We start from the raw sequence: 25,258 nt of genomic DNA, 5'->3' as shown, positions 1-25,258 counted from the left end.
ATTTATCCGGAGAAATGAAGATGGCACAGAAACCGACCGCATGTCTTGCACTCGCTGACGGAACGGTCTTCCACGGGCGAGGCTTTGGCGCAACCGGGGAAACGGTGGCCGAGCTCGTCTTCAACACCGCCATGACCGGCTACCAGGAGATCATGACCGACCCGTCCTACGCAAGTCAGGTCGTGACCTTCACTTTCCCCCATATCGGCAATACCGGCGTCACCCCGCAAGACGAAGAAGCCGCCGATCCCGTCTCGCCGGGCATCGTGGTGAAATGGGACCCGACCGAACCGTCGAACTGGCGCGCGACCGCCGATCTCGTCGAATGGATGGAAAAGCGCGGCCGCATCGGCATCGGCGGCATCGACACCCGTCGCCTGACCCGCGCTATCCGCCAGCAAGGCTCGCCCCATGTCGTGCTCGCCCATGATCCCGAGGGCAATTTCGACATTGCCGCCATGGTCGCGAAGGCGCGTGAATGGAAAGGCCTCGTCGGCCTCGACCTCGCCAAAGAGGTCAGCACGACCCAAAGTTACACCTGGGACGAGAGCCTCTGGCAATGGCCGGGCGAGTTCACCAAACAGTCGAACCCCAAGCCCTTCCGCGTTGTCGCGATCGACTATGGCGCGAAACGCAACATCCTGCGCTCGCTCGCGGCCAGCGGCGCGGAAATCACCGTTCTGCCCGCAACCGCAACCGCGGCTGAAGTGCTCGCCCACAACCCCGAGGGGATTTTCCTCTCGAACGGTCCGGGGGATCCGGCTGCGACCGGCGAATATGCCGTGCCGATGATTCAGGAGCTGCTGGCCAAGGATCTGCCGATCTTCGGCATCTGCCTCGGCCATCAGATGCTGGCGCTCGCCTTGGGCGCGAAGACCGTCAAGATGAGCCACGGCCATCACGGCGCGAATCACCCCGTGCGCAACGTCGAGACCGGCAAGGTCGAGATCACCTCGATGAACCACGGTTTCGCGGTTGATGCCCAAACCCTGCCCGAAGGCGTAATCGAGACCCATGTCAGCCTCTTCGACGGCTCCAACTGCGGTCTGCGCGTGCTCGACAAGGCGGTTTTCTCGGTCCAGCACCACCCCGAGGCGAGCCCGGGCCCGCAAGACAGCGCCTATCTCTTCACGCGTTTCGCCAAAGCGATGCGCGAGCGCCGCTAAAGCGGCCGCCACGTCTTTCGTGGCCCTGTGACCTGGTTGGGGACGGGATTAACCCGTCCTTAACGCTTCGCGTGGCAAAGAGAGCGCAGATCCTCAACGGGAAGCGCCCATGCCCGCCAGCTCCTCTCTCGCCAATTCCGCGCTAACGCCCCTCGGCCGCACCGTCCCGATCCGTCCCGATCGCGCGGATGTCCCTGCCGCCGTGATGGCGGATCTTCCGGCCAAGGGCTCCTCCCCGATCCCGCCGCCGCCACCGGACCGGCTCGTCCAGAACCGCGATCCGCGCCATCTCGGCCAGATCCTGCTCGAGGACGAGGCCGTGAGCTCGCAAAACCTGCTCAAGGCCGTGGTGATGCGGCAAAGGCAGGACGCCCCCTTGGGAGAGATCCTTCTGGCGCATGGCTGGGTCACCGAGGCTGCGCTGACACGCGCCCTCTCGCGGCAATGGCGCACCAGCATGATCGATCCGGTCGCCATGCCGCCCGATCCGCGCCTGCTCGATCAGGCTGGCGCCGATTTCTGCCTGTCTGCAGGTCTGGTGCCCTGGCGCCGGATCGGCGGCGTGACCTATGTCGTGACCTCCCGCCCCGAGGCTTTTGGCGATACGAGCCGGCATCTGCCCGCCGATTTCGGCGAATTGCGCATGCTTTTATGTTCGGAAACCGCAATGCGGGACGCGATCCTCGGCAGCCGGAAAACCGCGCTGATCCGGCGGGCCGAAACCCGCGTGCCCATCGACGACAGTTGCCGAAACCGCAACGAGGGCCGCACCGCGCGGATCGCGGCCGTGGCGCTTGCAGGGCTGGCGCTCGGCCTGATCCTCGCGCCGGTCCTCGTCATCTCCATAGTAACGGCCTGGGCGCTGCTGACCTTGCTCGCGACCATGACCGTCAAGGTGCTGGCCTTTTCGCCACCATCCTGCGCGAGGAAAGCCGCGCGAGGCGCCTTGCAGCCGGTCAGGCGAGTGCCGACGCCCTGCCCGAACAGGCACAAATGCAGGGGAAGCTTCCGGTCATCTCGGTGATGGTGCCGCTCTTTGCCGAGGCCGATATCGCCGAGCGCCTCATCGCGCGCCTCTCGCGGCTGACCTATCCGCGCGAGCTGACCGACGTGCTTTTGGTGGTCGAGGCCAGCGACCTCGTGACCTGCGACGCTCTGGCCGGTACGGTCCTGCCCCACTGGATCCGCGTCATCAAAGTGCCCGACGGTCCGATCAAGACCAAACCACGTGCGCTGAATTACGCGCTGAACTTCTGCCGTGGCCCGATCATCGGCATCTGGGACGCCGAGGACCGGCCCGAGCCCGACCAGCTCCACAAGGTCGCCCGCCGCTTCCACTTCGCGCCCCCCGACGTCGCCTGCCTTCAAGGCATCCTCGATTACTACAACCCCAGGACCAACTGGCTCTCGCGCTGTTTCACCATCGAATATGCCTCGTGGTTTCGCGCCAATCTGCGCGGCGTGGCGCGGCTTGGTCTGGTGGTCCCGCTCGGCGGTACGACGCTCTTCATCCGCCGCGAGATCCTCGAGAAAGTCGGCTGCTGGGATGCGTTCAACGTGACCGAGGATGCCGATCTCGGCGTGCGTCTGGCGCGGCGCGGCTGGAAGACAGAAATGCTCGACACCGTCACCTATGAAGAGGCCAATTGCCGTGCCCTGCCCTGGGTGCGCCAACGCTCGCGTTGGCTCAAGGGCTATGCGATGACCTGGGGCGTCCATATGCGCCATCCGCTGAGGCTCTGGCGCGAATTGGGCCCACGTCGGTTCATCGGCTTTCAAGCGCAGTTTCTCGGGACGATCTCGCAATATCTGCTCGCGCCGATCCTCTGGAGCTTCTGGCTTCTGACCTTCGGTCTCCCCCATCCGCTGCAACCCGCCGTCTCGGGGCTTTGGGGCGGCTACGCCCTGCCCGCCCTCACGGCGCTTTTGATCCTGACCGAGGCCGTCAACCTCACGGCAGGTCTCTGGGCGGTCCGCGACAGGGAACATCGCCATCTGATGCCCTGGGTGCCGACGTTGAACCTTTATTTCCCGCTCGGCTGCCTTGCGGCGTGGAAGGCGATTTACGAGGTCGTCACCCGTCCCTTCTACTGGGACAAGACAAGCCACGGTCTCTTTGACCATACGCCCGACGAAACCGAGGCCGAGATCACCAGAGCCCTGCAATCCGCCCCTTCGGCCATCATTGCGCTGCACAAGGTATCAGCCATTTCAGGCCGCGCGGCAGCCTTGCCCACGGGCCGCGGCGATCACGCGGCACCCGTCACCCTGCTGGGAAAAATCGGCTGATGTCAGAGGGCCGCGGCCTCACCCCGAGGAGGGCCCTCCTCCGGAGCCGCCGCAGCCTGCAACAAGCGGTCGATGATCTGTGCCGTACTGCGCGCGCTATCCTCGATCCTTGCGCCAAGCGCCTCCAGATCGTCCGCGCCCGTCTCGCGCAGCAAAAAGTCGCGCCCGCCATAGCCGATGGTCGCAGGATCAAAGCGGCCTTCGCTCAAAAGCTTGCCCGTGCAGCGTACCGTCCAGAAGAAACGATAGGCCGAACCGAGGGCTGCCACCTCGTCGCGCCCGATCAGGCCCGCGCGCTGTCCGGCCCGCAATTGCGCGATCGTCCCCCGTGCCGGAGCGGCAGCCCGCAAGGCAAAGGATTGCGCCAGAAGTTCGATATCCTGCAACCGTCCCGGCCCGACCTTCACTTCCCAAGGCGAATCGGCGGGTTTGGCAGCAAAGATGCGCTGGCGCATATCGGCCAGATCGCTCCGGACCTGCCCGCGCATGCCGCATTGGCCGAATACGCCCACCCGCAAGGCCTCGACCTGATCGCCAAGCGCGATCCCGTCGCCGCCGCAATGCGCAAGAACCTGCGCCCGCGTCAAAGCAAGATGCTCCCAGGTCCAGGCCTCGGTCAGCTGGTAATTTTCGAAGGATTGCACCGAAGTCGCGACCGGACCCTGCCTGCCCGAAGGCCGCAACCGCATATCAACCTCATAGAGCCTACCGGCAGAAGTCAGGGCCGATATCGCCGTGATCATCGCCTGCGTCAGCCGCGCATAATAGGGACGCGCCGCCAAGGGTCGGGGCCCGTCGGAACTTTCGACCTCGCCGCTGTCGTAAATGACAATGAGATCGAGGTCGGAGCTCGCATTCAGCCGATGCGCTCCGATCGATCCCATTCCGAGCACTACCGCCCCCCTGCCCGGCGCCTCGCCATGTTTGCGGGCGAACTCGCGCGCGACGAAGGGAAAAAGCTCGGCAATCGCGACGGCGGCGATATCGGCGTAATGCGCGCCGGCCTCTTCGGCACCGATCAGCGCGCGCAGATGGTGGACGCCGACGCGGAACTGCCACTCATGCGCCCATCGGCGCGCCGCATCGAGGCCGCGCTCATAGCCGCCATCGGGCGCGGAAAATGCCGCGTTCAAGGCTTGGGAAAGGCTGTGTTGCAGCCCCTCCATCCCCGGCCATGGCGCAAAGAAACTGCCGCCGAGCACCGCATCCAAAACCTCTGGGTGCCGTGCGAGATAGCGCGCAAGAACCGGAGCGGTCCCCACGATATCCACGAGCAGCTCGATCAATTGCGGATTGGCCTCGAAGAGCGAGAAGAGCTGCACACCGGCAGGCAGCCCCGCGAGAAAGGCGTCGAAACGGACCAAAGCCTCGGCGGGATCGGCCGCGCGCTGCATTCGCGTCAGAAAATCGGCCTCGATGCGCTGGAAGATCTGGAGCGCGCGATGCGAGCGCAGCGCCGGATAGCGGCGCCAGCGGTCGATGATCGCCTCGGCCTCTGGCGTAAGCTCGGGACGCGTGGTGGTCTCGGCGGGCACGAAAAAGTCGTTGGTCAGGGTCTCGACGCGATCGAGGCGTTCCAAAAGAGCCTGCGACCATTCCTCGGTATCAGGGGCGCCCATCATGCGCGCGATATTGTCGATGCCCTCGTCGGTCACGGGCAGGCTGTGGGTCTGCGCGTCATTGACCATCTGGATGCGGTGCTCGACCTCGCGATGGGCGCGGTAAAGCGCGGTCAGCTCCTGCGCTTCATCGGGGTTGATCCAGCCCTTTTCGGCGAGCCGCGCCAGCCCTTCGACCGTGCCGCGCGCGCGCAGATCGGGATCACGCCCTCCCGAGATCAGCTGGCGGGTTTGCGTGAAAAACTCGATCTCGCGGATGCCCCCACGACCAAGCTTCATGTTGTGGCCGGCGAGCACCATCGGCCCCTGAAGCCCCTTGTGCTCGCGGATCCGGAGCCGCATGTCCTGCGTGTCCTGCACCGTCGCGAAATCGAGGTGCCGCCGCCAGATGAAGGGCCGCATTTCGGCCAGAAAACGCTCGCCGGCCGCGAGATTGCCCGCGCAGGGGCGCGCCTTGATATAGGCCGCGCGCTCCCATGTGCGCCCCTCGGCCTCGTAATAGCGCAGGGCGGCAGCGGTCGAGATACAGACCGGCGTCACCGAAGCATCGGGGCGCAGCCGCAGATCGGTGCGGAAAACATAGCCCTGATCGGTGTTGTCGGAAAGCGTCGCCACCGCCTTGCGCGTCGCGCGGATCAGGGCGGCGCGCGCCTCCTGCTGGTCCTCGGGGGCATAGGCGGTTTCGTCGAACAGAATGATCAGATCGATGTCGGAGCTGTAGTTCAGCTCGCCCGCGCCCATTTTCCCCATGGCAAGCGCGATGATCCCGCCTGCATCCGAAGCGGTCTCGGGAAGCTTCTTGCGGGCAATCTCGGAGCGGATATGGACGCGCAGGGCGAGATCGGTCGCGCGATCGGCGAAATCGCTCAGCGCTTGCGTCACCTCGGACAACTGCCAAACGCCTCCGAGATCGGCCAGAGCCGTCCAAAGCGCGATCCTCCTTTTGGCGCGCCGCAAGGCAGGACCAAGCGCCTCGGGGCCCAGTTCCTCGAATTCCGCAGTCTCGCGCGCGACGACATCACCCTCATCGAGCGCCGCCACAAGCCAGTCCGCCTCGGAGCGCAGAAGGCCCGCAAGATAGGGGCTGCATCCGGCGGTTCCCGCGATCAGCCGCGCGAGTTTGGCGTCGAGACCTGTGAAATGCTCGAGCGCGGATGTCGCGCGCTGCGCGTCGTTGGGCAGAGGAAAGCGGGTGATACGCGAGGCAAAATCCATCCCGTCAGCCTAGCGCGCAGCATGTCGGTTGCAACCGGATTTGCGCCGGATCGACCGCCTTCGCCATACCCCTTTGGCAGTACGGTACGGAAGCGCCCTGCGCTTGGCCGCGGGTTGATCTCTTGTTAGGCTTTGTGTGACAATGCTCTTGTTGATCCGACGCCGATTTCGCGAACCATGACAGCTGACCTGCGATTTTTTCACCATGACGTCGATCCGGACAACTTGCCGGAGGGCGCGGGCGTTTCCATATTGTCCCTGACGGGAGACAGTTCGGCAATGCTCGGGATCAGACAAGGGGCAAGCGCGTGATGCGGCACAACCGGCCCAATTCTCCGCAGTTTTATGTAACCGCGCCGCAGCCCTGCCCCTATTTGCATGGTCGGGCCGAACGCAAGCTCTTTACCGCGCTGAGCGGCGATGGCGCGGTCGAGCTGAACAATGCGCTTTCACGGCAGGGATTCCGGCGCTCGCAGAATGTGCTCTACCGGCCGAGTTGCGAAAGCTGCGTCGCCTGCATGTCCGCGCGGATCCGCGTCTCGGAATTCCGGCCCTCGCGCTCGCAGCGCCGTGTCGAAAAGCGCAATGCCGATCTCGTGCGGCTCGCAACCAGCGCCTGGGCCACCGAAGAGCAGCATGACCTTTTCCGCCTTTACCTCGACAGCCGTCACGCCGACGGCGGCATGGCGGATATGGATATCTTCGAATTCGCCGCCATGATCGAGGAAACGCCGGTGCGCTCGCGCGTGATGGAATATCGCGATCAAGGCCAGCAGCTCGTGGGCGTCTGCCTGACCGATATCCTCGATGACGGGCTCAGCCTCGTCTATAGTTTCTACGACCCCGCGCAGGAGCGGCGCAGCCTCGGGACCCATGTCATTCTCGACCATATCGAGCTGGCGCGCAGTGCCAACCTGCCCTTCGTCTATCTTGGTTACTGGGTACCGGGCAGCCGCAAGATGGATTACAAGGGACGCTTCGGGGCCCTCGAAATCTACAAAGGCGGTGTCTGGCAGCCGATCGGGGATCCCAAATCGCATGGCGACGACATTGATCCTTTGTCGATCGACCCGATTGTCGAGCAAGTGGCGCGGATCTCGCTACCACATGCGAAGGGATAGTTGCGCCCCATCGCCATCATCCGAAATATAATTTCAAGAATATGCACCAATTGGTCATTTTCTTGGACGCATGCCATTGACCCTCCCCGCTCCGCCACATAGTTTGCGCAAGGTTCGCGGGGCCCTTCCGGGCAGGAAATGCGGACGTTTGTTGTAAAAAAAGACGGAGAATGGGCATGTCCCGAAGCATGACCGGTGCAAGAATGGTTATCGAAGCCCTGCGCGATCAGGGTGTCGATACGGTATTCGGCTATCCGGGGGGCGCGGTACTACCCATTTATGACGAGATTTTCCAGCAAAACGACATCAAGCATATTCTGGTGCGCCACGAACAGGGCGCGGTCCATATGGCCGAGGGCTATGCCCGCACCACCGGCAAGCCGGGCGTCGTTCTGGTGACCTCGGGTCCGGGTGCGACCAATGCGGTGACCGGTCTGACCGATGCGCTGATGGATTCGATCCCGATCATCGTCCTCTCGGGGCAGGTTCCGACCTTCCTGATCGGCTCGGACGGTTTTCAGGAAGCCGATACGATCGGCATCACCCGTCCCTGCACCAAGCATAACTGGCTGGTCAAAGACACCAATGCACTGAGCCAGACCATCCACCGCGCCTTCCATGTCGCGACCACCGGCCGCCCCGGCCCGGTCCTTGTCGACATTCCGAAGGATGTGCAGTTCGCGACCGGCGATTACGTCGGGCCGAAACAGCTGGATCTGTCCTCCTACCAGCCCGCGAAGAAGGGCGACATCGAGCAGATCACCAAGCTGGTCGAGCTGATGGAAAAGGCCGAGCGCCCGATCCTTTATACCGGCGGCGGCGTCATCAACTCGGGTCCGGCCGCAAGCCAGTTGCTGCGCGAGCTTGCCGAGGCGAGCGGCTTTCCCGTGACCTCGACCCTGATGGGTCTGGGGGCCTATCCGGCCAGCGGCAAGAACTGGCTCGGCATGTTGGGCATGCACGGGCTTTATGAAGCCAATATGGCGATGCATGATTGCGATCTGATGATCAATATCGGGGCGCGTTTCGACGACCGCATCACCGGCCGTGTCGCCGATTTCAGCCCGGGCTCGGTCAAGGCCCATATCGATATCGACCCCAGCTCGATCAACAAGGTCATCCGCGTCGATGTCCCGATCGTGGGTGATGTCGGCCATGTCCTCGAGGATCTGCTGAAAGTCTGGAAGTCGCGCGGCCGCAAGACCAATGCGGCGGGGCTCAAGGATTGGTGGGCGCAGATCGACAAGTGGAAGGCGCGCAAGAGCCTCGCCTACAAACAGACCGGCAATGTCATCAAGCCGCAATATGCGCTCGAGCGTCTCCACGCCCTGACCAAGGACCGCAAACCCTATGTCGCGACCGAGGTCGGCCAGCACCAGATGTGGGCTGCGCAATATCTGCATTTCGACGACCCGAACCACTGGATGACCTCGGGCGGTCTGGGGACGATGGGCTACGGCCTGCCGGCCTCGATCGGGGCGCAGGTTGCCCATCCCGACGCGCTTTGCATCAACGTCGCGGGCGATGCCTCGTGGCTGATGAACATGCAGGAAATGGGCACCGCGATCCAGTTCCGCGCGCCGGTCAAGCAGTTCATCCTCAACAACGAACGTCTGGGCATGGTGCGTCAGTGGCAGCAGCTGCTCCATGGCGAGCGCTACAGCCAGAGCTGGTCGGACAGCCTGCCCGATTTCGTGAAACTGGCCGAAGCCTTCGGGGCGAAAGGCCGCATGGTCTCGGATCCAGCGGAGCTCGATGATGCGATCCAGGAGATGCTGGATTACGACGGGCCGTTCATCCTCGATGTTCTGGTCGAGAAACACGAGAACTGCCTGCCGATGATCCCCTCGGGCAAGCCGCATAACGAAATGCTTCTGCCCGACGACGACACCGATGGTGCCATCACCGGTGCCGGCGGCGCGTTGGTGTGATCCCTGAATGCCGGGGGTCCGCCCCCGGCCGTTTCCCAAGTTTCATGAAGTGAGGCCATCATGGCGGCATTGAATATCCAACAGGGCGCAACCAGCCATTCGGCCTATGACCTGCGCGATCCCAATTCGCAGATCGAGGAATCCCACACCCTCGCGGTACTGGTCGACAACGAGGCGGGCGTTCTGGCACGGGTGATCGGTCTATTCTCGGGCCGCGGCTACAATATCGACAGCCTGACCGTGGCCGAGGTCGACCACAGCGGCCACCGTTCGCGCATTACCATCGTGACGCGCGGCACCCCTTCGGTGATCGAGCAGATCAAGGCGCAGCTCGGCCGGATCGTTCCGGTCCATGAAGTCCATGACCTCACGGTCGAGGGCCGCTCGGTCGAGCGCGAGCTGGGTCTTTTCAAGGTGCGTGGTCAGGGCGAGAAACGCGTAGAAGCGCTCCGCATTGCCGAGATCTTCCGCGCCAATGTGGTTGATTCGACGCTGGAGAGCTTTGTTTTCGAAATGACGGGGACGTCCGAAAAGCTGGATGCTTTCGCCGATCTGATGCGGCCGCTCGGCCTGATCGATCTTGCGCGGACCGGTGTTGCTGCCCTGTCGCGCGGCGCCTGACGGGCGCCAATTTCAAAACTTAAGAGAAAAGCATCGCGCTTGAGCCGAAAGGCTCAGCGCGATTTTCCTGCGGTTTTCACCGCGAAAAGCGTCGGCTGTTTGCCGCGCATGGCTCCCGACGCGGCTTGCGGCGTCTCTTGCGAGGCCACGACGCGCAGCGCCGGACGCTTCACCTCGGTCTGAACCGCGATGGTTTGGCTTTGCGCCGCAACCGCCCCCGTGACCGGACCAACGCCGCTTGCCACCAGATCGGCATTGCCGCCGCCCGTACCGCCGACTTCGCGCAGCATGCCCGGCAATTCGCTCATCTGCGTTTCATCGAGAACGCGGACGTTGAAGGCATGGCGCAGCTCGTTGCGGACTTCGGATTCGAGCGCGACCATTGCACCGGTCACCGGCCATTCATCGCCGCCCAGAACGTTGTCGAGGCCGTGAAGATAGGCTAACGGCCCCTGGTCCTCACACCAGATCACCGCTTTGCGCTTCACTGCGCTACTCCAGACAATCACGCCAATCATGGCCGCTCCTAACCTCACATCGACTCCGGGCACCCTGCCCAAGCAGGCGACAACTTGCCGATGCAACTTACCGGCAGCAATCAGGCTATTAAAGGAGTTTTTCAGACAATTTTGAAGCAGTTCGAAAAACGTGGCGGCACACCACCACGCTACTCGCCGTATAGGTGTAAAGCGCTAATCTTACTCACATTTCCGGTGCCAGAGTTGCACCGAATCGTTCGTATTCTAACACATTTCCGCCCTATCTGAACTGCCCTGTACGGTAATCGTTTACCGCTCTCGCGACCTGCGCCATCCGCGCCGCACGCGAGGGGTGAGTTCCCAAAATCCGGTCGCCCGGATCGGGAATACGCGCGAAAAACTGCGCACCATGTTCGGGGTCATAGCCCGCATTCAATGCGACGATCGCCCCGAGGTAGTCCGCCTCGAGCTCCCAATCGCGCGAATAGTACCGCGCGCCCATCTGCGCGCCGATGTCCTGCGCCGAGCGGATCGCCGATTCGCTGCCGCCATAGGCGCTGGCCAGACCGCCCAGAATGACCGCCCCCGCCGAGGCCGCCGTGGATTTGCGGTTGATATGACCGAGGATGTGGTGGCTGGCCTCGTGGCCGACGACAAAGGCCAGCTCGTCGGCATTGCGCGCCTCGGCGATCAGCGAAATCGTAAAGCCGATGATCGGGCGGCCGGTACTGTCGACGGTTTGGAAGGCATTCGGCTCCAGCCCCGCGCGGTCGTCGACAACGAACTGGAAGTCGCAATTGATCGGTTGGGTACGGCGCTGGACGCATTCGCGCTCGACCGCGGGCTCCATCTTGCGGATGACCTCGGCAAAGCCGCGCGCGCTTTCCTGCGGCGAATTCGCGAAATCGCGCGACGGGACCGGCAGGTTTGCGGCGGGCAGGTTTGCGGAGGGCTGGCTACCCGCTTCGGGCAGCGGCGGATAGGGCATCTGCCCCGGTGCCACGCAGCCGGCCACCACAAGGCTCAGCGCCAAAAAGGTGCTCGTCCCGAGAAATCTGCGCATCAACCATACCTCACAGCAAAATTAACCGCTATCTATCCCTGACCGGGCCGCAACGCCAAGCCCGACGCGCATCAAGGCGGCATCTTTCACAGAAAATTTGCCCGATACCAACGAGGTCCACGAGATGTTCACGATCGAGCACGAGTTCGACGCCACCGTCATCACCCTGATCGACGAGGCCGAACCCGCGACACGCCCCCTCAACGAGGACGTCACCATCCTTGCATTCGACGACCGCGTCATCATCGAGCAATCCGACCCGACAGACGAGCAGATCGCGCGCATCGTGCTCTCGCTCGAGCAACTCGAAGAGCTCCGCGCCGCGCTGAACCTCCCCGAGGGCAATTACCGCATGGAGCATCTCAAGCGCCGCTGAGCGGCCCTCTGGCAGGGGCACCCGCTTAGTCGATCCTGAACAGCTTGTCGCGTCCGGTCTCGCCGCGCAAAAGCGTCAGCCGCGATTTGGCGATGCCCAGAGCCTTGGCGATCAGCTTGATCACCGCGGCATTGGCCTTGCCGTCCTCGGGCACGGTCGTCGTGCTGACGCGCAGCCCCGTGCTGCCGTCCTCCAAGAGCGCGGGCGTGACCTGATTGCGCGCCGCGCGCGGCGTGACGCGCACCGCAATCACGCGGCCCGGAACCGCCAAATCGGCCAGATCATCCATGGGGGCTTCCTTCGACATATCCCCATGAAGCCCCGATCGCGGCTTTTGGCAAGCCGTCACGCGCGCTTGCGGCCACCGCCTCCCGCGCGCGCCGATCGCCGCGCAAGCCCGTCTGGTAGCGCCCCGCAATCACCGCTATCGTCAGTTCAACCCCGATTGCCGCCGGCCTCCGCGCTGCGGCCCCACCCTGCCGCGACCGGCCCCGCGCCGTGTTCGGGCCTTTCATGAGGCTGCCATGTCCTTCGCCAATCCCGATGCCCTGACCTTCCTCGGCAAGCGCCGCTCGCATCCGCCGAAACTGCTGAAAGGCCCTGCCCCCGAGCGCGAGGAGCTTCTGGCGCTTCTGGAGCTGGCCGCCCGCGTGCCCGATCACGGCAAGCTCGAGCCATGGCGCTTCATCGTGCTCGAACGCCCCGTGCTCGACCGGCTCGCGCCCGAGCTGGCGGCCAGCGTCGCGGCCAAAGGCGGCGACGAGGCTGCCGTCGAAAAGGCGCGCTCGGCCTTTGGCTCGCCCCTGATCGTCGCGGTGGTCTTTTCGCCGGTCGAAAGCCCGAAAATCCCCGAGTGGGAGCAGTTCCTTTCGGCAGGCGCGGTCTGCCTGTCGCTGGTCAATGCCGCCCTCGCGGCAGGCTACGGCGCGGCATGGCTGACCGGTCCCGCCTCGCATCCCGATTTCGCGACCCGTCACTTCGACCTTGCCCCGCAGGAGCGCATCGCGGGTCTCGTCCATATCGGCCAGCGCGGCGAGACCCCGCCCGAGCGTCCGCGCCCCGATCTGGCTGCAAAAGTCAGCTTCCTCGCATGATGTTTCGGGCGCTGACGCTGGCTTGGGGCGATCTCTTGCGGCCGCGCATCTTCGGTGTGGTGCTGCTCGGGGTCCTGTTGACCATCGCTTTGCTGGTCGCGCTCCAGACCGGAGCCTTTTGGGCCATCCGCTGGCTCGCGCCCGAAAGCATCACCTTGCCGCTGGTCGGGACAATCCCGATCGGCGGGACCTTGTCATGGGGCTCGCTGGCGCTTTTCCCGCTGATGGGCTTTTTCCTCATGGCGCCAGTCGCGGCAGCCTTTTCGGGCCTTTTCGCCGAGCGCGTAGCCGAGATCGTCGAAGAGGTCCATTACCCCCAGCGCCGCGGCCTGCCGCTCGATTTCTGGGACGGGCTTCTGGAATCGCTGGCCGTCATGGGCGCGGCGCTCGCGATCATGATCGTCTCGCTGATCGCGACGCCCTTTCTCGGGCCGTTGGCTTCGGTGCTGTTTTACGGAGCCAACGGCTGGCTTCTGGGGCGCGAGTTCTTTTCGATGGCAGCGCGGCGGCACCTGAATAGCGAAAGCGCCGGCGCATTGCGCCAGCGCCTTTCGTTTCAGGTCACCGGTCTAGGGGTGATGATCGCCTTTCTGCTCTCGGTTCCGGTCCTCAATATCGTGGTTCCGGTCCTTGCAGCGGCGGGCTTCACCCATCTTTTCCAGCTTAGCCAAACATCCGCGTCAGATCGGCGCGGGTGATGATCTCGCCGAAGATGATATAGGCGATGATGCCCCACAGGACCGTGGTGATCACGGTCGACCACAGCGCTTTTTTCAGCAATTGCGGCTCGTGAGGGGCGCCGGCATGGGTGCCGGGGACGATGATGCCGACATCGGCCTGGCTCTTTTGACCGATCGGCAGCAGCACGAACAGCACGAGAAACCAGATCGAGGCATAAAGGACGATTCCGCCAGTCAAATTCATCAGACTTGCTCCAGTTCAATCAGGGTTCCGTTGAAATCCTTCGGGTGAAGGAACAACACGGGCTTGCCATGGGCGCCGATCTTGGGCTCGCCGCTGCCGAGCACACGCGCGCCCGAGGCTTTCAGCTTGTCGCGCGCCGCGAGAATATCGTCGACCTCATAGCAGATATGGTGAATGCCGCCGGCCGGATTCTTGGCAAGGAAACCGGCAATCGGGCTGTCGTCGCCAAGCGGATAGAGCAGCTCGATCTTGGTATTGGGCAGTTCGATGAAAACCACGGTCACGCCGTGGTCGGGCTCGTCCTGCGCCGGACCGACCTTGGCCCCCAGCACATCGCGATATTGCGCAGAGGCCGCCTCGAGGTCGGGGACGGCAATGGCAACATGGTTCAAGCGACCGATCATGTGATTTCTCCCGTGATTTGCGCCGTTTTAGGCCGCGACGGCGCTCAGGGGAAGGGTCGGGACGGCGATTAACCGCTTCTTAGGGAAAACGAGTCACTCTGTCCCAATGAGAGTTTCAGCTGCGGGAGCATGTCATGCAGGGACAGGGACAAGGGCCGGGAACGGTCGAACAGAGCGCGGAAATGCCGGTTTGGCGGCCGCAAATGCTGCCGGGACGCCCTTTGGCAGGGCTAACCGCCCTTGTGGTCGAGGATTCCCGTTTCGCATCCGAGGCTTTGCGCCTCCTTTGCCTGCGCTCGGGTGCGCGCATTCGCCGCGCCGATACCCTCAAGGCGGCGGTGCGCCATCTGCGCAGTTACCGCCCCAGCGTGCTCATCGTCGACATGGGACTACCCGACGGCAATGGCGCGGAATTGATCCGCTCCTTCACCGGATTGGTCCCGAGCGCGCCGGTCATCATCGGAATTTCGGGCGATCCCGAAAACGAATCGGTCGCTCTGGCGGCGGGGGCGCAGGTTTTTTTGCTCAAACCAATCGAGAAACTGGCGGTCTTCCAGCAGGCGATTCTATCGGCTTTGCCGCCCGAATTGCGCTGCAGCGGGCTGCGGGTCCTGCCCGACGACACGATCTGCCCCGACAAGGCCGCGCTTCGCGACGACCTCAGCCATATCGCGGATATCCTCGCCAGTGCGGAGGATACCTCGAGCATCGACTATATCGCGAACTTTCTCGCCGGTGTCGCCCGTTCGGTCCATGACCGCCCGCTCGAGGATGCTGCCCAAAGCCTCGCGCGCGACAACCGTGCCGGCCATACGCTGGCCGCAGGCCTCGCCCGCATCAGCGGCATGCTGCACGAGCGGCTGGAGGCGGTGGGCCAGATCTGACAGGCCAGTTCTGACGGGGCAAAGCCCGCGCGCCGACAGGCCCGTTCAGGCCAGAAACCGCGGATCGGCCCCCAGATCGAGGCCCGGAAAGATCGTGCTCTCGAGAGCGCCGCCCTCGATCGCGAAAAGATTGCGCATCGCCCAGGCCGAATAGGCGCGGATGTCGCGCAGGGGCATGAGATCGCGGTCGGCGTAAAGCTGGCCCTCGCCAAGGCCCGGCCAGTCGCCATAGACCCGCCCGCCCTTGATCGCACCGCCCGCCATCAATAGCGCCCCCGCCGTGCCGTGATCCGTCCCGCCCGAGCCGTTCTCGCGCACGGTGCGGCCGAATTCGGTCATGGCGAGAACCGTGGTCTTTTCCCAATTCGGGCCAAGACCGTCGCGCAATGCGATGATCGAGTCGCCCAAACGTTTCAGTGCGCGCCCGATCACCGCGGGCTGTCTGGCATGGCTATCCCAACCGGCCAGAGAAAAGGCCGCGATTCGCGTCTCGCCGTTCAGCCGGTCGGCCGCGAAACGCGCCAGCCCCTGCGCCTCTCGCGTCGGCCCTTTGGCGTCGAGGTCGAGCATCTCCTGCCCGCCGAGCTCTCCGGCATCCTGCGCCGCATCGCGAAACAGCGGATCGTCGTGATAGATCTGCTCGAGCAGAAGCTGGCCCTGCGCGGAAAGGGTCAGATCCGCCTCGGGGGCCCAACTTTTGCTGCGCGCCTGCCCGCTCAAAATGCGCATCTCGTCGATCCCGACCGAATAGGCCGTCTCGGACACCGCATTCGGCATCACCTGCAGCAAGCGGTTGAGCCAGCCGCCGGTGCGCTGGAAGTTCGGCACATCGTTTCCGGTCCCCGCCTCGAGCACGTCCTGCCCGTCGAAATGGCTGCGCTTGTCGCGATAGGGCGTAGAAACCGCTTGGGCAAAGGCCAATTGGCCCGCCTGCCAAAGCGGCATCAACATCGCCAGATCGGAATGGAGGGCGTAAAAGCCGTCGAGATCCGTCGCCCCCTGCCCCGGCCCGACCGAAATCGTGCTGCGCAGTTTCGCCAGCATCGGATCGCCGTAGGGCTGGAGCACATCGAGCCCGTCCATCGCCCCGCGCAGGATGATGACCACAAGGCGGTTCTCGCCGGGGGCCGAGGCAAAGGTCATGCTCGACATCAGGGGATGGGCCGCGAGCGAGCATCCCAAAAGCGCGCTACCGCGCAAGAACAGGCGTCGGTTGATCATGTCGGGCCTCCTTAACGGCGGTTGAAATCGTTGGATGCGAGGATCAGCGCGATCCCCTCGCGCGCGCTTTCCGCTTTGGGGACGGCCCAAGCCAGCTTCTCGGATTGCGTCCCGCCGAAAGCCGTGAGCATCAGCTCGCGCGGGTCGGGCAGATCGTCGCCGAGCACACGCTTTTGGATGTCGAGGATCCAGTTGATGCGCGCCGACAAGGCCTGCGGCGTGATCCATGCCGAAGCCTCCTCGGGCCAGCCGTTCGGGCCAAGGGGCGCGCCCCAGCGCTGCCCCATCATCCCCAGGGGCTGCATCAGGACGCGGTTGGCCGTGCGGATGTCCCAACCGCGCAGCACCTCTCCGGTAACGCCCAGAGCGCGCAGACTTGCCACCATGAAATCAAAGGGTTGCCGCGCCTTGTCGCGAAAACTGTCGACCAAGGCCGGATGGGTGATCATGACGCGGTAGACCTCGGCCAGATCCCCGCGCGTCTCGCGCCACCGTGCGGTCATCGCCGTCACCAGCCCCTCGTCGGGCGTATCGCTGGTGAAGTGGACGGCCAGTTTGCGCGAGACGAATGCCGCCGTTTCGGGGCGTCGCGCCAGATCGGTAAAGGCCGCGCGGATGTCGTCCGCGCTCGGCTGCCGCTTGCCGCCGTAAGAGGTTCCGAGGATTGTCTCGGCACCGGGCTCCGCGCGATTGGGCAGGAATTCGACGCCGACCTTGGGATTGTAGCTGATGCCGGTGAGAAGTTCGGCCAATTCGCGCACATCGTCTTGCGAATAGCCGGCACCGACACCGAGGCTGTGCAGCTCCATCGCCTCGCGCGCGAGATTTTCGTTCAGCCCCGCAAGCCGGCCCTGCGAGGCGCGCGCCTTGCCGAAGCGCGAATTCGGCCCGACGCTCGAGGTCTGGTCGAGATAAAGCAGCATCATCGGATGCAGGTCCGCCGCCACGAAGAGATCCTCGAAACGGCCGCCGATATGGGGCCGGATCGCATCGTCGACAAAGGCTACGGCTAGTTTGTGCTGTCCGGCTGCGGCGGCGCGAATGGTGAAATGGTCGGCCCAGAACTGCACCAGACGTTCGCCGAAGCCGCTCGGGTCATCGATGGCGCGGGCAATACGCTGCTGAAGCGCGATTGTGTTGAAATCACGCAGATCGCGCGACAGTTGGTTGAGCTTCTCGCGTTCCGCATCGCCGCCGTCACGGGCGGCCTTGCCGAGATCGGCGAGCGAGAGAGCGGATGCGCGGGCCTCGTCGAGACTGACCGCATCTCCATCGGGTGCGGCCGTCGCCAAGCCTGCCAGAATCGCATCGACATCGGCGGGCGGCTGCATATGGGGCGAGAGGCCGAAGCCCAAGCGGATCGCCGCAAGCTCGGGAAAACCAAACTCCAAGCGCTTTTCCTTTTAAATCCGGGGGGAACCGATCCCCCCGAATTTTATGTCAGAAATCGTGCCGGAGGTCAGATCACTCTTTCGGCACGGCGCGCAGACGCAATTCGCGCATCTGCTCGTTGGTGGGCTCGGACGGCGCGCCCATCATCAGGTCTTCGGCGCGCTGGTTCATCGGGAACATGATGACTTCGCGGATGTTTTGCTCATCCGCCAGCAGCATCACGATCCGGTCGATACCGGCCGCACAACCACCGTGGGGCGGGGCGCCGTAACGGAAGGCTTTGACCATGCCGCCGAAACGCTTTTCGACCTCGTCATGACCGTAACCGGCCAGCTCGAATGCCTTGAACATGACCTCCGGCGAGTGGTTGCGGATCGCGCCGGAAATCAGCTCGTAACCGTTGCACGCGAGGTCATACTGATAGCCCTTGATCGTCAGCGGATCCTGGGTGTTCAGCGCGTCAAGACCGCCCTGCGGCATCGAGAACGGGTTGTGGCTGAAGTCGATCTTGCCGTCATCGCCCTTCTCGTACATCGGGAAGTCGACGATCCAGGCGAATTTGAACTGGTTTTCGTCGGTCAGACCAAGCTCGCGGCCGATCTCGGTGCGGGCACGGCCGGCGACGGCCTCGAAGGTTTCCGGCTTGCCGCCGAGGAAGAAGGCGGCGTCGCCCTCGCCCAGACCAAGCTGGACGCGGATCGCTTCGGTCTTCTCGTCACCAAGCGCTTTCGCGATCGGACCGGCTGCCTCGGTCGAGCCGTCTTCGGCTTTGCGCCAGAAGATATAGCCCATGCCCGGCAGGCCCTGGCTCTGCGCGAAGGCGTTCATGCGGTCGGCGAATTTGCGCGAACCGCCTTTGGCTGCGGGAATGGCGCGCACTTCGGTGCCGTCTTGTTCCAGCAGTTTCGCGAAAATCGCAAAGCCCGAGCCGCGGAAATGGTCGCTGACGATCTGCATTTCGATCGGGTTGCGCAGGTCGGGCTTGTCGCTGCCGTATTTCAGCATCGATTCCGCATAGGGAATGCGCGGCCAGTTGGTGTCGACCGGACGGCCGCCGCCGAATTCCTCGAACAGGCCCTGAATGACCGGCTGGACGGTGGCGAAAACGTCTTCTTGCTCGATGAAGGACATCTCAAGGTCGAGCTGGTAGAAGTCCGTGGGCGAGCGGTCGGCGCGCGGGTCTTCGTCACGGAAGCACGGCGCGATCTGGAAGTATTTGTCGAAGCCCGCGACCATGATCAGCTGTTTGAACTGCTGGGGCGCTTGCGGCAAAGCGTAGAATTTGCCCGGATGCAGACGCGAGGGCACGAGGAAGTCACGCGCGCCTTCGGGGCTCGATGCCGTGATGATCGGGGTCTGGAATTCGGTGAAACCCTGATCCCACATCCGGTTGCGGATCGAGCGCACGACCTTGGAGCGCAACATGATGTTGTTGTGCAGCGTCTCGCGGCGCAGGTCGAGGAAGCGGTAGGTCAGGCGGGTTTCTTCCGGGTAGTCCTGATCGCCGAAGACCGGCAGCGGCAGATCGTCCGAGGGTCCGAGGATTTCGGTCTCGGTCGCATAGACCTCGATCTCGCCGGTCGGCAGCTTCGGGTTGATCAGGCTGGCGTCACGCAGTTTGACGCGACCGTCGATGCGGATGACGGTTTCGGCGCGCAGCTTTTCCAGCGTCGCGAAAGCCGGGCTGTCGCTGTCGGCGATGACCTGAGTGATGCCGTAATGGTCGCGCAGGTCGATGAACAAAACCCCACCGTGATCTCGGACGCGATGCACCCAGCCCGACAGGCGGACCTCATTTCCGGCATTCGCGGCGGTCAACTGGCCGCAGGTATGGCTGCGATAAGCGCTCATCGGTTTTCCCCTAAATATTCGGCATTGTGTGAACAACTCCGAGGCGGGGAAGTCAAGCAATCAGAAGGGGCGCACCACATTGCCCGAGTAGAAATAAGCCCCCATTCCCACGGAAAAGAGCATGTTCCCCGCAATCGCATGCAAAAGCCACGCCGACGAGAAGCCGCGCCGCAGATAGGCATGGGCAAAGATCAACCCGCCCGCGAAGGTCATCACCGTCACGATCGAGGACCAATACATGAGATGGGCGAAGGAAAAGATCGCCGCATTGGCAAGGATCGCCTGCCCCCTAGAGGCGAAAAGCGCGCCGTAGCGGTGAAAGAAGAGCGTGCGGAAGATCAGCTCTTGCGGCAGGGCGGACAGCAGCGGGTAAAGCATCCAGATCCGCGTCAGAAACCACAGCCGTTGCGGCGAGGTGTTGAGCCGGTAATCGGGAAAGCTCAGTTCCATGACGGCCCAGCCGATCAGCCCGACCGAAAGCCCGAACAGCAAGACCAGATGCCAGCGCACCCGCCCCCAGCCGCGGATCAGGCTGCGCCAGTCGAAACCGCCTGTCCACCACAGCAGCAAAAGCCCCGCGAGGCTGAAGACCGCCAGCGCCGGAAAGAGCAGACGGCCGGGCATGCAGAGCGCAATGAGAAGTGGCGCCCCGATGAAGAGCGCCACGAATTCGAGCCGGAGTTGACGCCGGCTTATTGGAGCCTCCGGCTCAGCCAGCTACGCCACTCGTTGGGCGAGCCCGCGAAGACGTTGAGGTCGACATTGCCGTTGATCCCGTTCACGCGGCCGGTTCCGGTATATTGCCAGAAGGTCCAGCGTTGGCCCGGATAGACCTCGCGCGGGTGGCCGGCAACCGAACGCAGCCAGAATTCCTCGGGCCAGCTCCGCAGATCGTTGTCGCGGTAGAAGTCGACCGTGGTGTAGATGATCGGGCGCTGACCGTAATACTGGTGCAGCGTGTCCTTGAAGATCTTGGCTTCGCGCAGAACCTCGTGGCTCGGCGGACGGCGCGGACAGGTCTTCGAAACGGTCCACTCCAGATCGATTACCGGCGGCATCGCGCCACGCTCGCGCGGGACGTTTGCGATGAACCAGCGCGCCTGTTCGGCACCCGAGCGGCAGAAGTAGAAATAATGGTAGGCCCCGCGCGGAATGCGCGCTGCGGCGGTCTCGGCCCAGTAGCGGCGGAAGTTCGGGTCGGAGTGGTCGCCGCCTTCGGTCGCCTTGATCATCACGAAGCTGACGCCCGAATGGCGCACCGCATTCCAGTTGATGTCGCCTTGATAGCGCGAGATGTCGATCCCGTGCACCGGATGGTTATAGGGATGCCCGCCCGTCCAGACATGGGGCGCGGAATCGCCAAAACGCGGGCCGCTCCCCTGACCATAGGTCACGCCACGCCCACCCTGCGGCGCGCTCGAACAGGCGGCCAAGGCCCCCAGCAGAACGACGCCCAACAAACGTCCGAGAAATTTCATGTAGCCCTCTGCCCCATCGCGCGTTCCGCGCGCTTTTGTCCCTTATGGCAAAGCTCCATGTCAAAGTCACGTCAGCGTGACAAGCGGGGACCGGAGGCGGCATCACGAATCTGTCAGTCCGCAGGCGGAAGGCCGCCGCCAGAATCCCCGCAGGAGGCGCGGGGCGAGAACCGAAACCACGCCATGCCCCGCCCGAGACTGCGTTTTCAGCGCATCGTTTCAGACCGGATCGGGGATCATCTTTCCGGGGTTCATGATGTTCTCCGGATCGAGCGCCTGTTTGATCGCCGCCATGACCCCGATCGCCGCACCATGCTGGGCCGCCATCAGCCCGCGTTTGCCGACCCCGATCCCGTGTTCGCCCGAGATCGTGCCCCCGACCGCAATCGCGCGCTCCGCCATGCGGTTCGCGATGCGTTTTGCCGCCGCCAGCTCCTGCGGATTGTCGGGATCGACAAGAAGGGTCGAATGGAAATTGCCGTCGCCGACATGGCCGAGAATCGGACCGAGCAGCCCCTCGGCACGGATATCGTCGCGCGCCGCCGCCACCTGTGCAGCAAGCGCCGAGATCGGGACGCAAATATCGGTGACGACCGCCGTCGCGCCGGGCCGCAGCGAGAGGCAGGCGGGATAGGCACCGTGGCGCATTTTCCACAGCCGCGAGCGGTCCTCGGCGCTTTCGGCCCAGTCAAAGCCCAGACCGCCGTATTCGGCCGCGATCTCGCCGAAACGCGCGACATCGGCGCGCAGGCTCTCGCCCGAGCCGTGGAACTCCACCATGAGATGGGGCTGCTCGCGAAGGTTGGTGCCGGAATAGCTGTTGAAGGCGCGCGCGGTCTCGGCATCGACGAACTCGATCCGCGCCATCGGAATGCCGGTCTGGATGGTCGCGGTCACGCAATCGACCGCCTGCTCCAGCGTCTCGAAGGCGCAAACCGCTGCCGCGACATCCTCGGGCTGGCCGTGCAGGCGCAGGGTCAGTTCGGTGATGATGCCCAGCGTCCCCTCGGCACCAACGAAAAGGCCGGTGAGGTCATAGCCCGCGCTCGATTTCGCGGCGCGGCTGCCGGTGCGGATGATGCGCCCGTCGGCCAGAACCACCTCGAGCGCCAGAACATTGTCGCGCATCGTGCCGTAGCGCACTGCGGTCGTGCCGCTCGCGCGGGTCGAGGCCATGCCGCCAAGGCTCGCATTCGCACCGGGATCGACCGGAAAGAACAGCCCCGTCGCCCGCAGATCGGCATTGAGCGCCTCGCGCGTGACCCCGGGCTCGACCACGGCCAGCATGTCCTCGGCACGGATGTCGCGGATGCGGTCCATCCGGCCCAGATCCATCGTGATGCCGCCGTGGGTGGCAAGGGCATGGCCCTCGAGCGAGGTCCCTGTGCCCCAGCCGATCACGGGCACGCGGCGGGCGTGGCAAAGCGCCAGAATGCGCGAGACTTCGGCGGTATTTTGCGGCCAGACCACGGCATCGGGCGGCGGCGCGCGATGGAAGGTCTCCGAACCGGCATGTTGCTCGCGATCGGCACGTTTGGTCGAAAAGCGCGCGCCCAGAAGGGCGGCAAGTTCGCCCTGAAGTTGGTCTGCTATGGTCATGGCCCTCTCATCCGGTCGCTGAAATCGCCGCAACTATCTGCCCCTCGACGGGGCGCGGCAAGGCCGCAGAGGGATGCAACCAGCTCGAGGCAGCAACGCCGGCCATCCACCGCCGAAGGCCTGCCGGAAAGCAGCCCGCGCCGGTCGGGGGCACAAAACGGGGGCCGTTGTTCGCGGCCCCCCTCGGGTCAGTGACCCGCTTTTTCGGTCTTGCCGAACAGGCCGCGCAAAGCGCCGATCAGCGGATTGATCACTTTGGTCGCGATCGGGATCAGGATGAAGCCGAGGATGATCCCGAAGATGCCGTCGAAGAAGGCCGTAACCGCCCAGTTGACCAGCCCCGCCACCTGCGGCACAGCCAGCGCCGCAGCCGCGGCCGTATCCTTGATCCACTGATAGGGCTGGTGCATCCCCAGCTCGTGCATGCCGTGGATGACGATATTGCCGCCGACCCAGACCATCGCGGCCGTGCCCACAATCGTCAGGACCTTCATGAAACCCGGCATGAATCGCACGATGCCGCGCCCGAGCGCCGCCATCCCGCCCCCGCGCCGCGCAAGGCCGAGGCCGAAATCGTCGGCCTTCACCACCAGCGCGACGAAGCCGTAGACCGCAGCCGTGATCAGCACGGCCACGACCAGCAGGATCAGCGCCTTCATCCACAGGGGATCCGCGACCGGAATGGCCGAAAGCGCGATGGTCATGATCTCGGCCGAGAGGATGAAGTCGGTCTTGACCGCACCGGCGACCCGCGACTCCTCCAGCGAGACACCGCCGCCCTCACCCTGAATATGGGCTTCGGAATCGTGGCCGTCACCGGGATTGAGCGCATGCCAGACCTTCTCGGCACCCTCGAAACACAGATAGGCACCACCGATCATCAGCAAGGGCGAGATCAGCCAGGGCGCGAAGGCTGACAGCAAAAGCGCGATCGGCAGCAGGATGACGACCTTGTTGAAGATCGAACCCCGCGCGATGCGCATGACGATCGGAAGCTCGCGGCTGGCGTCGAAACCGTTGACATATTTCGGCGTGACCGCTGCATCGTCGATCACGGCGCCCGCCGCCTTGGCCGAGGCTTTGACCGCCTGCCCCGCGACATCGTCGATCGATGCCGCCGCCACTTTCGAGATCGCTGCGACATCGTCCAGCAACGCGATCAATCCACTCATCCGTCATTCCTTGTCCCGAGGATCGTGGCCCAACGCTTCAATCCTGCCGCTAGTTCGCACGATCCCCACCCGAGCGGCAAGATTTCGCGTCATGGCCGGCGTTTGATGCGCTTTATGCGCCAAATCCCGCATGTCGCGCGCCAGAGCCTCCGGCGCGGCGGCTTTTTTCCCGCGAATGAATTTGCACCAAAGCGCCTCCCCGTCCTTGCACCCTCGCGGGGAATGTTTCATCAAGTCATGATTATTCGATAAAGGTGCGCTATGCTGGATAAAGACGCAAAACCGACCGAAGAGATTGACCTGCGCGAGGTCTTCGGCCTTGACAGCGACATGAAGGTCAAAGGCTTTGCCGAGCGCACCGAACGCGTGCCGGAAATCGACCCGACCTACAAATTCGATCCCGATACCACGATGGCGATTCTGGCGGGCTTTGCCTACAACCGCCGCGTCATGATCCAGGGCTATCACGGCACCGGAAAATCGACCCATATCGAACAGGTCGCGGCGCGTCTGAACTGGCCCTGCGTGCGCATCAACCTTGATAGCCACGTCAGCCGGATCGACCTGATCGGCAAGGATGCGATCAAACTGGTCGACGGCAAGCAGGTCACGGTCTTCCACGAAGGCATCCTGCCCTGGGCGCTCCGCAACCCGACCGCGATCGTTTTCGACGAATATGACGCGGGCCGCGCCGATGTGATGTTCGTGATCCAGCGCGTGCTGGAGGCCGACGGCAAGCTGACGCTTCTGGACCAGAACGAGGTCATCACGCCCAACCCGTTCTTCCGTCTCTTCGCCACCGCGAACACCGTTGGTCTGGGCGACACCACCGGCCTCTACCACGGCACCCAGCAGATCAACCAGGGCCAGATGGACCGCTGGTCGCTGGTCGCGACGCTGAACTATCTCAGCCATGACGCCGAGACCAATATCGTTCTGGCGAAAAACCCGACCTACAACACCGAGGCCGGCCGCAAGACCATCAGCCAGATGGTCAGCCTTGCCGATCTGACCCGCACGGCTTTCATGCAGGGCGACCTGTCGACCGTCATGAGCCCGCGCACCGTGATCGCATGGGCGCAAAACGCGCGCATTTTCGCCAATGTGGGCTATGCTTTCCGCCTGACCTTCCTCAACAAATGCGACGAACTCGAGCGCCAGACGGTTGCCGAATTCTACCAGCGCCTGTTCGACGAGGAATTGCCGGAAAGCGCTGCCGCCAAGGCAGGCTGAGATCAAGCGGGACAGCCCCGCGCACTCGAAGCGTGGCGGGCCCGAGCGGCACCGCCACGGCTGGCTTGAGGGCTGCCCATCCCGGCACCGCGGCTTTTCCGCGGCTTGCCGCGTTACAGGGAAACT

At 64.0% G+C, this 25,258-nt stretch carries 24 protein-coding genes; 11 read left to right on the top strand and 13 right to left on the bottom strand.

What is annotated here, in order from left to right; genetic code table 11:
• Positions 1–20 precede the first annotated feature (20 nt).
• The 3 genes from carA (at position 21) to ACFFUC_RS19355 (ending at position 3,455) form a co-directional block, all read left to right on the top strand.
• Complete coding sequence (gene carA, locus ACFFUC_RS19365; protein WP_377688568.1) at positions 21–1,166, top strand: glutamine-hydrolyzing carbamoyl-phosphate synthase small subunit; 1,146 nt, start codon at positions 21–23, stop codon at positions 1,164–1,166.
• A 109-nt stretch (positions 1,167–1,275) separates the two neighbouring features.
• On the top strand, positions 1,276–2,190 hold the full coding sequence (locus ACFFUC_RS19360) for a cyclic di-GMP-binding domain-containing protein, MshE-related (RefSeq protein WP_377688567.1): 915 nt from the start codon (positions 1,276–1,278) through the stop codon (positions 2,188–2,190).
• The gene (locus ACFFUC_RS19355) at positions 2,160–3,455 is read left to right on the top strand and encodes a glycosyltransferase (RefSeq protein ID WP_377688566.1); all 1,296 of its coding nucleotides are present in this window, start codon (positions 2,160–2,162) and stop codon (positions 3,453–3,455) included. The genes ACFFUC_RS19360 and ACFFUC_RS19355 overlap by 31 nt, the downstream gene beginning before the upstream one ends.
• Before the next feature lie 2 nt (positions 3,456–3,457).
• On the opposite strand, the gene ACFFUC_RS19350 is transcribed toward ACFFUC_RS19355, so the two are convergent.
• The gene (locus ACFFUC_RS19350) at positions 3,458–6,289 is read right to left on the bottom strand and encodes a [protein-PII] uridylyltransferase family protein (protein WP_377688565.1); all 2,832 of its coding nucleotides are present in this window, start codon (positions 6,287–6,289) and stop codon (positions 3,458–3,460) included.
• A 311-nt stretch (positions 6,290–6,600) separates the two neighbouring features.
• Here ACFFUC_RS19350 and ACFFUC_RS19345 point away from each other — a divergent pair, with 311 nt between their 5' ends.
• From ACFFUC_RS19345 to ilvN, 3 genes are all read left to right on the top strand, one after another.
• Positions 6,601–7,410 carry an arginyltransferase gene (locus ACFFUC_RS19345; protein ID WP_377688691.1) on the top strand — a complete coding sequence of 270 codons (810 nt, stop codon included), beginning with the start codon at positions 6,601–6,603 and terminating at the stop codon, positions 7,408–7,410.
• A gap of 176 nt (positions 7,411–7,586) precedes the next feature.
• On the top strand, positions 7,587–9,341 hold the full coding sequence (locus ACFFUC_RS19340; protein WP_377688564.1) for an acetolactate synthase 3 large subunit: 1,755 nt from the start codon (positions 7,587–7,589) through the stop codon (positions 9,339–9,341).
• A 60-nt stretch (positions 9,342–9,401) separates the two neighbouring features.
• Positions 9,402–9,962: an acetolactate synthase small subunit gene (gene ilvN / locus ACFFUC_RS19335; RefSeq protein ID WP_377688563.1), complete on the top strand. Its 561-nt coding sequence runs from the start codon at positions 9,402–9,404 to the stop codon at positions 9,960–9,962.
• Positions 9,963–10,015: 53 nt separating this feature from the next.
• Here the strand turns inward: ilvN and ACFFUC_RS19330 are convergent, their stop codons facing one another.
• Positions 10,016–10,480: a hypothetical protein gene (locus tag ACFFUC_RS19330; protein ID WP_377688562.1), complete on the bottom strand. Its 465-nt coding sequence runs from the start codon at positions 10,478–10,480 to the stop codon at positions 10,016–10,018.
• A 241-nt stretch (positions 10,481–10,721) separates the two neighbouring features.
• Positions 10,722–11,504: a M48 family metalloprotease gene (locus ACFFUC_RS19325; protein WP_377688561.1), complete on the bottom strand. Its 783-nt coding sequence runs from the start codon at positions 11,502–11,504 to the stop codon at positions 10,722–10,724.
• A gap of 124 nt (positions 11,505–11,628) precedes the next feature.
• Between ACFFUC_RS19325 and ACFFUC_RS19320 the strand changes: the two genes are divergently transcribed.
• Positions 11,629–11,880 (top strand): DUF8831 family protein, encoded by a 252-nt coding sequence (locus ACFFUC_RS19320; protein ID WP_377688690.1) that lies wholly within the window; start codon positions 11,629–11,631, stop codon positions 11,878–11,880.
• Between the two features lie 25 nt (positions 11,881–11,905).
• Here the strand turns inward: ACFFUC_RS19320 and ACFFUC_RS19315 are convergent, their stop codons facing one another.
• Positions 11,906–12,169 carry a DUF167 domain-containing protein gene (locus ACFFUC_RS19315; RefSeq protein WP_377688560.1) on the bottom strand — a complete coding sequence of 88 codons (264 nt, stop codon included), beginning with the start codon at positions 12,167–12,169 and terminating at the stop codon, positions 11,906–11,908.
• 235 nt (positions 12,170–12,404) lie between these two features.
• Here ACFFUC_RS19315 and ACFFUC_RS19310 point away from each other — a divergent pair, with 235 nt between their 5' ends.
• Both ACFFUC_RS19310 and ACFFUC_RS19305 read left to right on the top strand, forming a co-directional pair.
• The gene (locus ACFFUC_RS19310; protein WP_377688559.1) at positions 12,405–12,974 is read left to right on the top strand and encodes a nitroreductase family protein; all 570 of its coding nucleotides are present in this window, start codon (positions 12,405–12,407) and stop codon (positions 12,972–12,974) included.
• Entirely contained in the window at positions 12,971–13,672 is a 702-nt protein-coding gene (locus ACFFUC_RS19305) for an EI24 domain-containing protein (RefSeq protein WP_377688558.1), read from the top strand. The genes ACFFUC_RS19310 and ACFFUC_RS19305 overlap by 4 nt, the downstream gene beginning before the upstream one ends.
• On the opposite strand, the gene ACFFUC_RS19300 is transcribed toward ACFFUC_RS19305, so the two are convergent.
• Positions 13,638–13,898 (bottom strand): DUF1467 family protein, encoded by a 261-nt coding sequence (locus ACFFUC_RS19300; protein ID WP_377688557.1) that lies wholly within the window; start codon positions 13,896–13,898, stop codon positions 13,638–13,640. The two genes, ACFFUC_RS19305 and ACFFUC_RS19300, sit on opposite strands and share 35 nt — an antisense overlap.
• Positions 13,898–14,302 carry a methylmalonyl-CoA epimerase gene (gene mce / locus ACFFUC_RS19295; protein WP_377688556.1) on the bottom strand — a complete coding sequence of 135 codons (405 nt, stop codon included), beginning with the start codon at positions 14,300–14,302 and terminating at the stop codon, positions 13,898–13,900. Before mce ends, ACFFUC_RS19300 begins: the two co-directional genes overlap by 1 nt.
• 134 nt (positions 14,303–14,436) lie before the next feature.
• On the opposite strand from mce, the gene ACFFUC_RS19290 reads away from it, so the two are divergent.
• Complete coding sequence (locus ACFFUC_RS19290) at positions 14,437–15,186, top strand: response regulator (RefSeq protein ID WP_377688555.1); 750 nt, start codon at positions 14,437–14,439, stop codon at positions 15,184–15,186.
• Positions 15,187–15,231: 45 nt separating this feature from the next.
• On the opposite strand, the gene ACFFUC_RS19285 is transcribed toward ACFFUC_RS19290, so the two are convergent.
• From ACFFUC_RS19285 to ACFFUC_RS19255, 7 genes are all read right to left on the bottom strand, one after another.
• Positions 15,232–16,407 (bottom strand): DUF1501 domain-containing protein, encoded by a 1,176-nt coding sequence (locus tag ACFFUC_RS19285; RefSeq protein WP_377688554.1) that lies wholly within the window; start codon positions 16,405–16,407, stop codon positions 15,232–15,234.
• 11 nt (positions 16,408–16,418) lie between these two features.
• Complete coding sequence (locus tag ACFFUC_RS19280) at positions 16,419–17,798, bottom strand: DUF1800 domain-containing protein (protein WP_377688553.1); 1,380 nt, start codon at positions 17,796–17,798, stop codon at positions 16,419–16,421.
• A gap of 73 nt (positions 17,799–17,871) precedes the next feature.
• On the bottom strand, positions 17,872–19,650 hold the full coding sequence (gene aspS, locus ACFFUC_RS19275; protein WP_377688552.1) for an aspartate--tRNA ligase: 1,779 nt from the start codon (positions 19,648–19,650) through the stop codon (positions 17,872–17,874).
• Between the two features lie 60 nt (positions 19,651–19,710).
• Positions 19,711–20,274, bottom strand: a complete 564-nt coding sequence (locus tag ACFFUC_RS19270) for a CPBP family intramembrane glutamic endopeptidase (RefSeq protein WP_377688551.1) — start codon at positions 20,272–20,274, stop codon at positions 19,711–19,713.
• Positions 20,275–20,342: 68 nt separating this feature from the next.
• The gene (locus ACFFUC_RS19265) at positions 20,343–21,128 is read right to left on the bottom strand and encodes a glycoside hydrolase family 25 protein (protein WP_377688550.1); all 786 of its coding nucleotides are present in this window, start codon (positions 21,126–21,128) and stop codon (positions 20,343–20,345) included.
• 219 nt (positions 21,129–21,347) lie between these two features.
• Entirely contained in the window at positions 21,348–22,727 is a 1,380-nt protein-coding gene (locus tag ACFFUC_RS19260) for an FAD-binding oxidoreductase (protein WP_377688549.1), read from the bottom strand.
• A gap of 188 nt (positions 22,728–22,915) precedes the next feature.
• The gene (locus tag ACFFUC_RS19255) at positions 22,916–23,899 is read right to left on the bottom strand and encodes a DUF808 domain-containing protein (RefSeq protein ID WP_377688548.1); all 984 of its coding nucleotides are present in this window, start codon (positions 23,897–23,899) and stop codon (positions 22,916–22,918) included.
• Positions 23,900–24,160: 261 nt separating this feature from the next.
• On the opposite strand from ACFFUC_RS19255, the gene cobS reads away from it, so the two are divergent.
• Positions 24,161–25,132, top strand: coding sequence for a cobaltochelatase subunit CobS (gene cobS, locus ACFFUC_RS19250; protein WP_377688547.1), 972 nt, complete (start codon positions 24,161–24,163; stop codon positions 25,130–25,132).
• The last annotated feature ends 126 nt before the right edge of the window (positions 25,133–25,258 follow it).

Source organism: Paracoccus cavernae (assembly GCF_042430175.1).
In the GTDB taxonomy this organism is placed as follows: Bacteria; Pseudomonadota; Alphaproteobacteria; order Rhodobacterales; family Rhodobacteraceae; genus Paracoccus; species Paracoccus cavernae.
Note: the sequence above shows the minus strand (reverse complement) of the source record. Positions and strands in the feature narration are given on the sequence as shown.

Excerpts from the sequence above, each read along its gene's own strand:
- carA (WP_377688568.1), top strand. The coding sequence starts at position 21 with ATGGCACAGAAACCGACCGCATGTCTTGCACTCGCTGACGGAACGGTC.
- ACFFUC_RS19360 (WP_377688567.1), top strand. The coding sequence starts at position 1,276 with ATGCCCGCCAGCTCCTCTCTCGCCAATTCCGCGCTAACGCCCCTCGGC.
- ACFFUC_RS19355 (WP_377688566.1), top strand. The coding sequence starts at position 2,160 with ATGCAGGGGAAGCTTCCGGTCATCTCGGTGATGGTGCCGCTCTTTGCC.
- ACFFUC_RS19350 (WP_377688565.1), bottom strand. The coding sequence starts at position 6,289 with ATGGATTTTGCCTCGCGTATCACCCGCTTTCCTCTGCCCAACGACGCG.
- ACFFUC_RS19345 (WP_377688691.1), top strand. The coding sequence starts at position 6,601 with ATGCGGCACAACCGGCCCAATTCTCCGCAGTTTTATGTAACCGCGCCG.
- ACFFUC_RS19340 (WP_377688564.1), top strand. The coding sequence starts at position 7,587 with ATGTCCCGAAGCATGACCGGTGCAAGAATGGTTATCGAAGCCCTGCGC.
- ilvN (WP_377688563.1), top strand. The coding sequence starts at position 9,402 with ATGGCGGCATTGAATATCCAACAGGGCGCAACCAGCCATTCGGCCTAT.
- ACFFUC_RS19330 (WP_377688562.1), bottom strand. The coding sequence starts at position 10,480 with ATGATTGGCGTGATTGTCTGGAGTAGCGCAGTGAAGCGCAAAGCGGTG.
- ACFFUC_RS19325 (WP_377688561.1), bottom strand. The coding sequence starts at position 11,504 with ATGCGCAGATTTCTCGGGACGAGCACCTTTTTGGCGCTGAGCCTTGTG.
- ACFFUC_RS19320 (WP_377688690.1), top strand. The coding sequence starts at position 11,629 with ATGTTCACGATCGAGCACGAGTTCGACGCCACCGTCATCACCCTGATC.
- ACFFUC_RS19315 (WP_377688560.1), bottom strand. The coding sequence starts at position 12,169 with ATGGATGATCTGGCCGATTTGGCGGTTCCGGGCCGCGTGATTGCGGTG.
- ACFFUC_RS19310 (WP_377688559.1), top strand. The coding sequence starts at position 12,405 with ATGTCCTTCGCCAATCCCGATGCCCTGACCTTCCTCGGCAAGCGCCGC.
- ACFFUC_RS19305 (WP_377688558.1), top strand. The coding sequence starts at position 12,971 with ATGATGTTTCGGGCGCTGACGCTGGCTTGGGGCGATCTCTTGCGGCCG.
- ACFFUC_RS19300 (WP_377688557.1), bottom strand. The coding sequence starts at position 13,898 with ATGAATTTGACTGGCGGAATCGTCCTTTATGCCTCGATCTGGTTTCTC.
- mce (WP_377688556.1), bottom strand. The coding sequence starts at position 14,302 with ATGATCGGTCGCTTGAACCATGTTGCCATTGCCGTCCCCGACCTCGAG.
- ACFFUC_RS19290 (WP_377688555.1), top strand. The coding sequence starts at position 14,437 with ATGCAGGGACAGGGACAAGGGCCGGGAACGGTCGAACAGAGCGCGGAA.
- ACFFUC_RS19285 (WP_377688554.1), bottom strand. The coding sequence starts at position 16,407 with ATGATCAACCGACGCCTGTTCTTGCGCGGTAGCGCGCTTTTGGGATGC.
- aspS (WP_377688552.1), bottom strand. The coding sequence starts at position 19,650 with ATGAGCGCTTATCGCAGCCATACCTGCGGCCAGTTGACCGCCGCGAAT.
- ACFFUC_RS19270 (WP_377688551.1), bottom strand. The coding sequence starts at position 20,274 with ATGCCCGGCCGTCTGCTCTTTCCGGCGCTGGCGGTCTTCAGCCTCGCG.
- ACFFUC_RS19265 (WP_377688550.1), bottom strand. The coding sequence starts at position 21,128 with ATGAAATTTCTCGGACGTTTGTTGGGCGTCGTTCTGCTGGGGGCCTTG.
- ACFFUC_RS19260 (WP_377688549.1), bottom strand. The coding sequence starts at position 22,727 with ATGACCATAGCAGACCAACTTCAGGGCGAACTTGCCGCCCTTCTGGGC.
- ACFFUC_RS19255 (WP_377688548.1), bottom strand. The coding sequence starts at position 23,899 with ATGAGTGGATTGATCGCGTTGCTGGACGATGTCGCAGCGATCTCGAAA.
- cobS (WP_377688547.1), top strand. The coding sequence starts at position 24,161 with ATGCTGGATAAAGACGCAAAACCGACCGAAGAGATTGACCTGCGCGAG.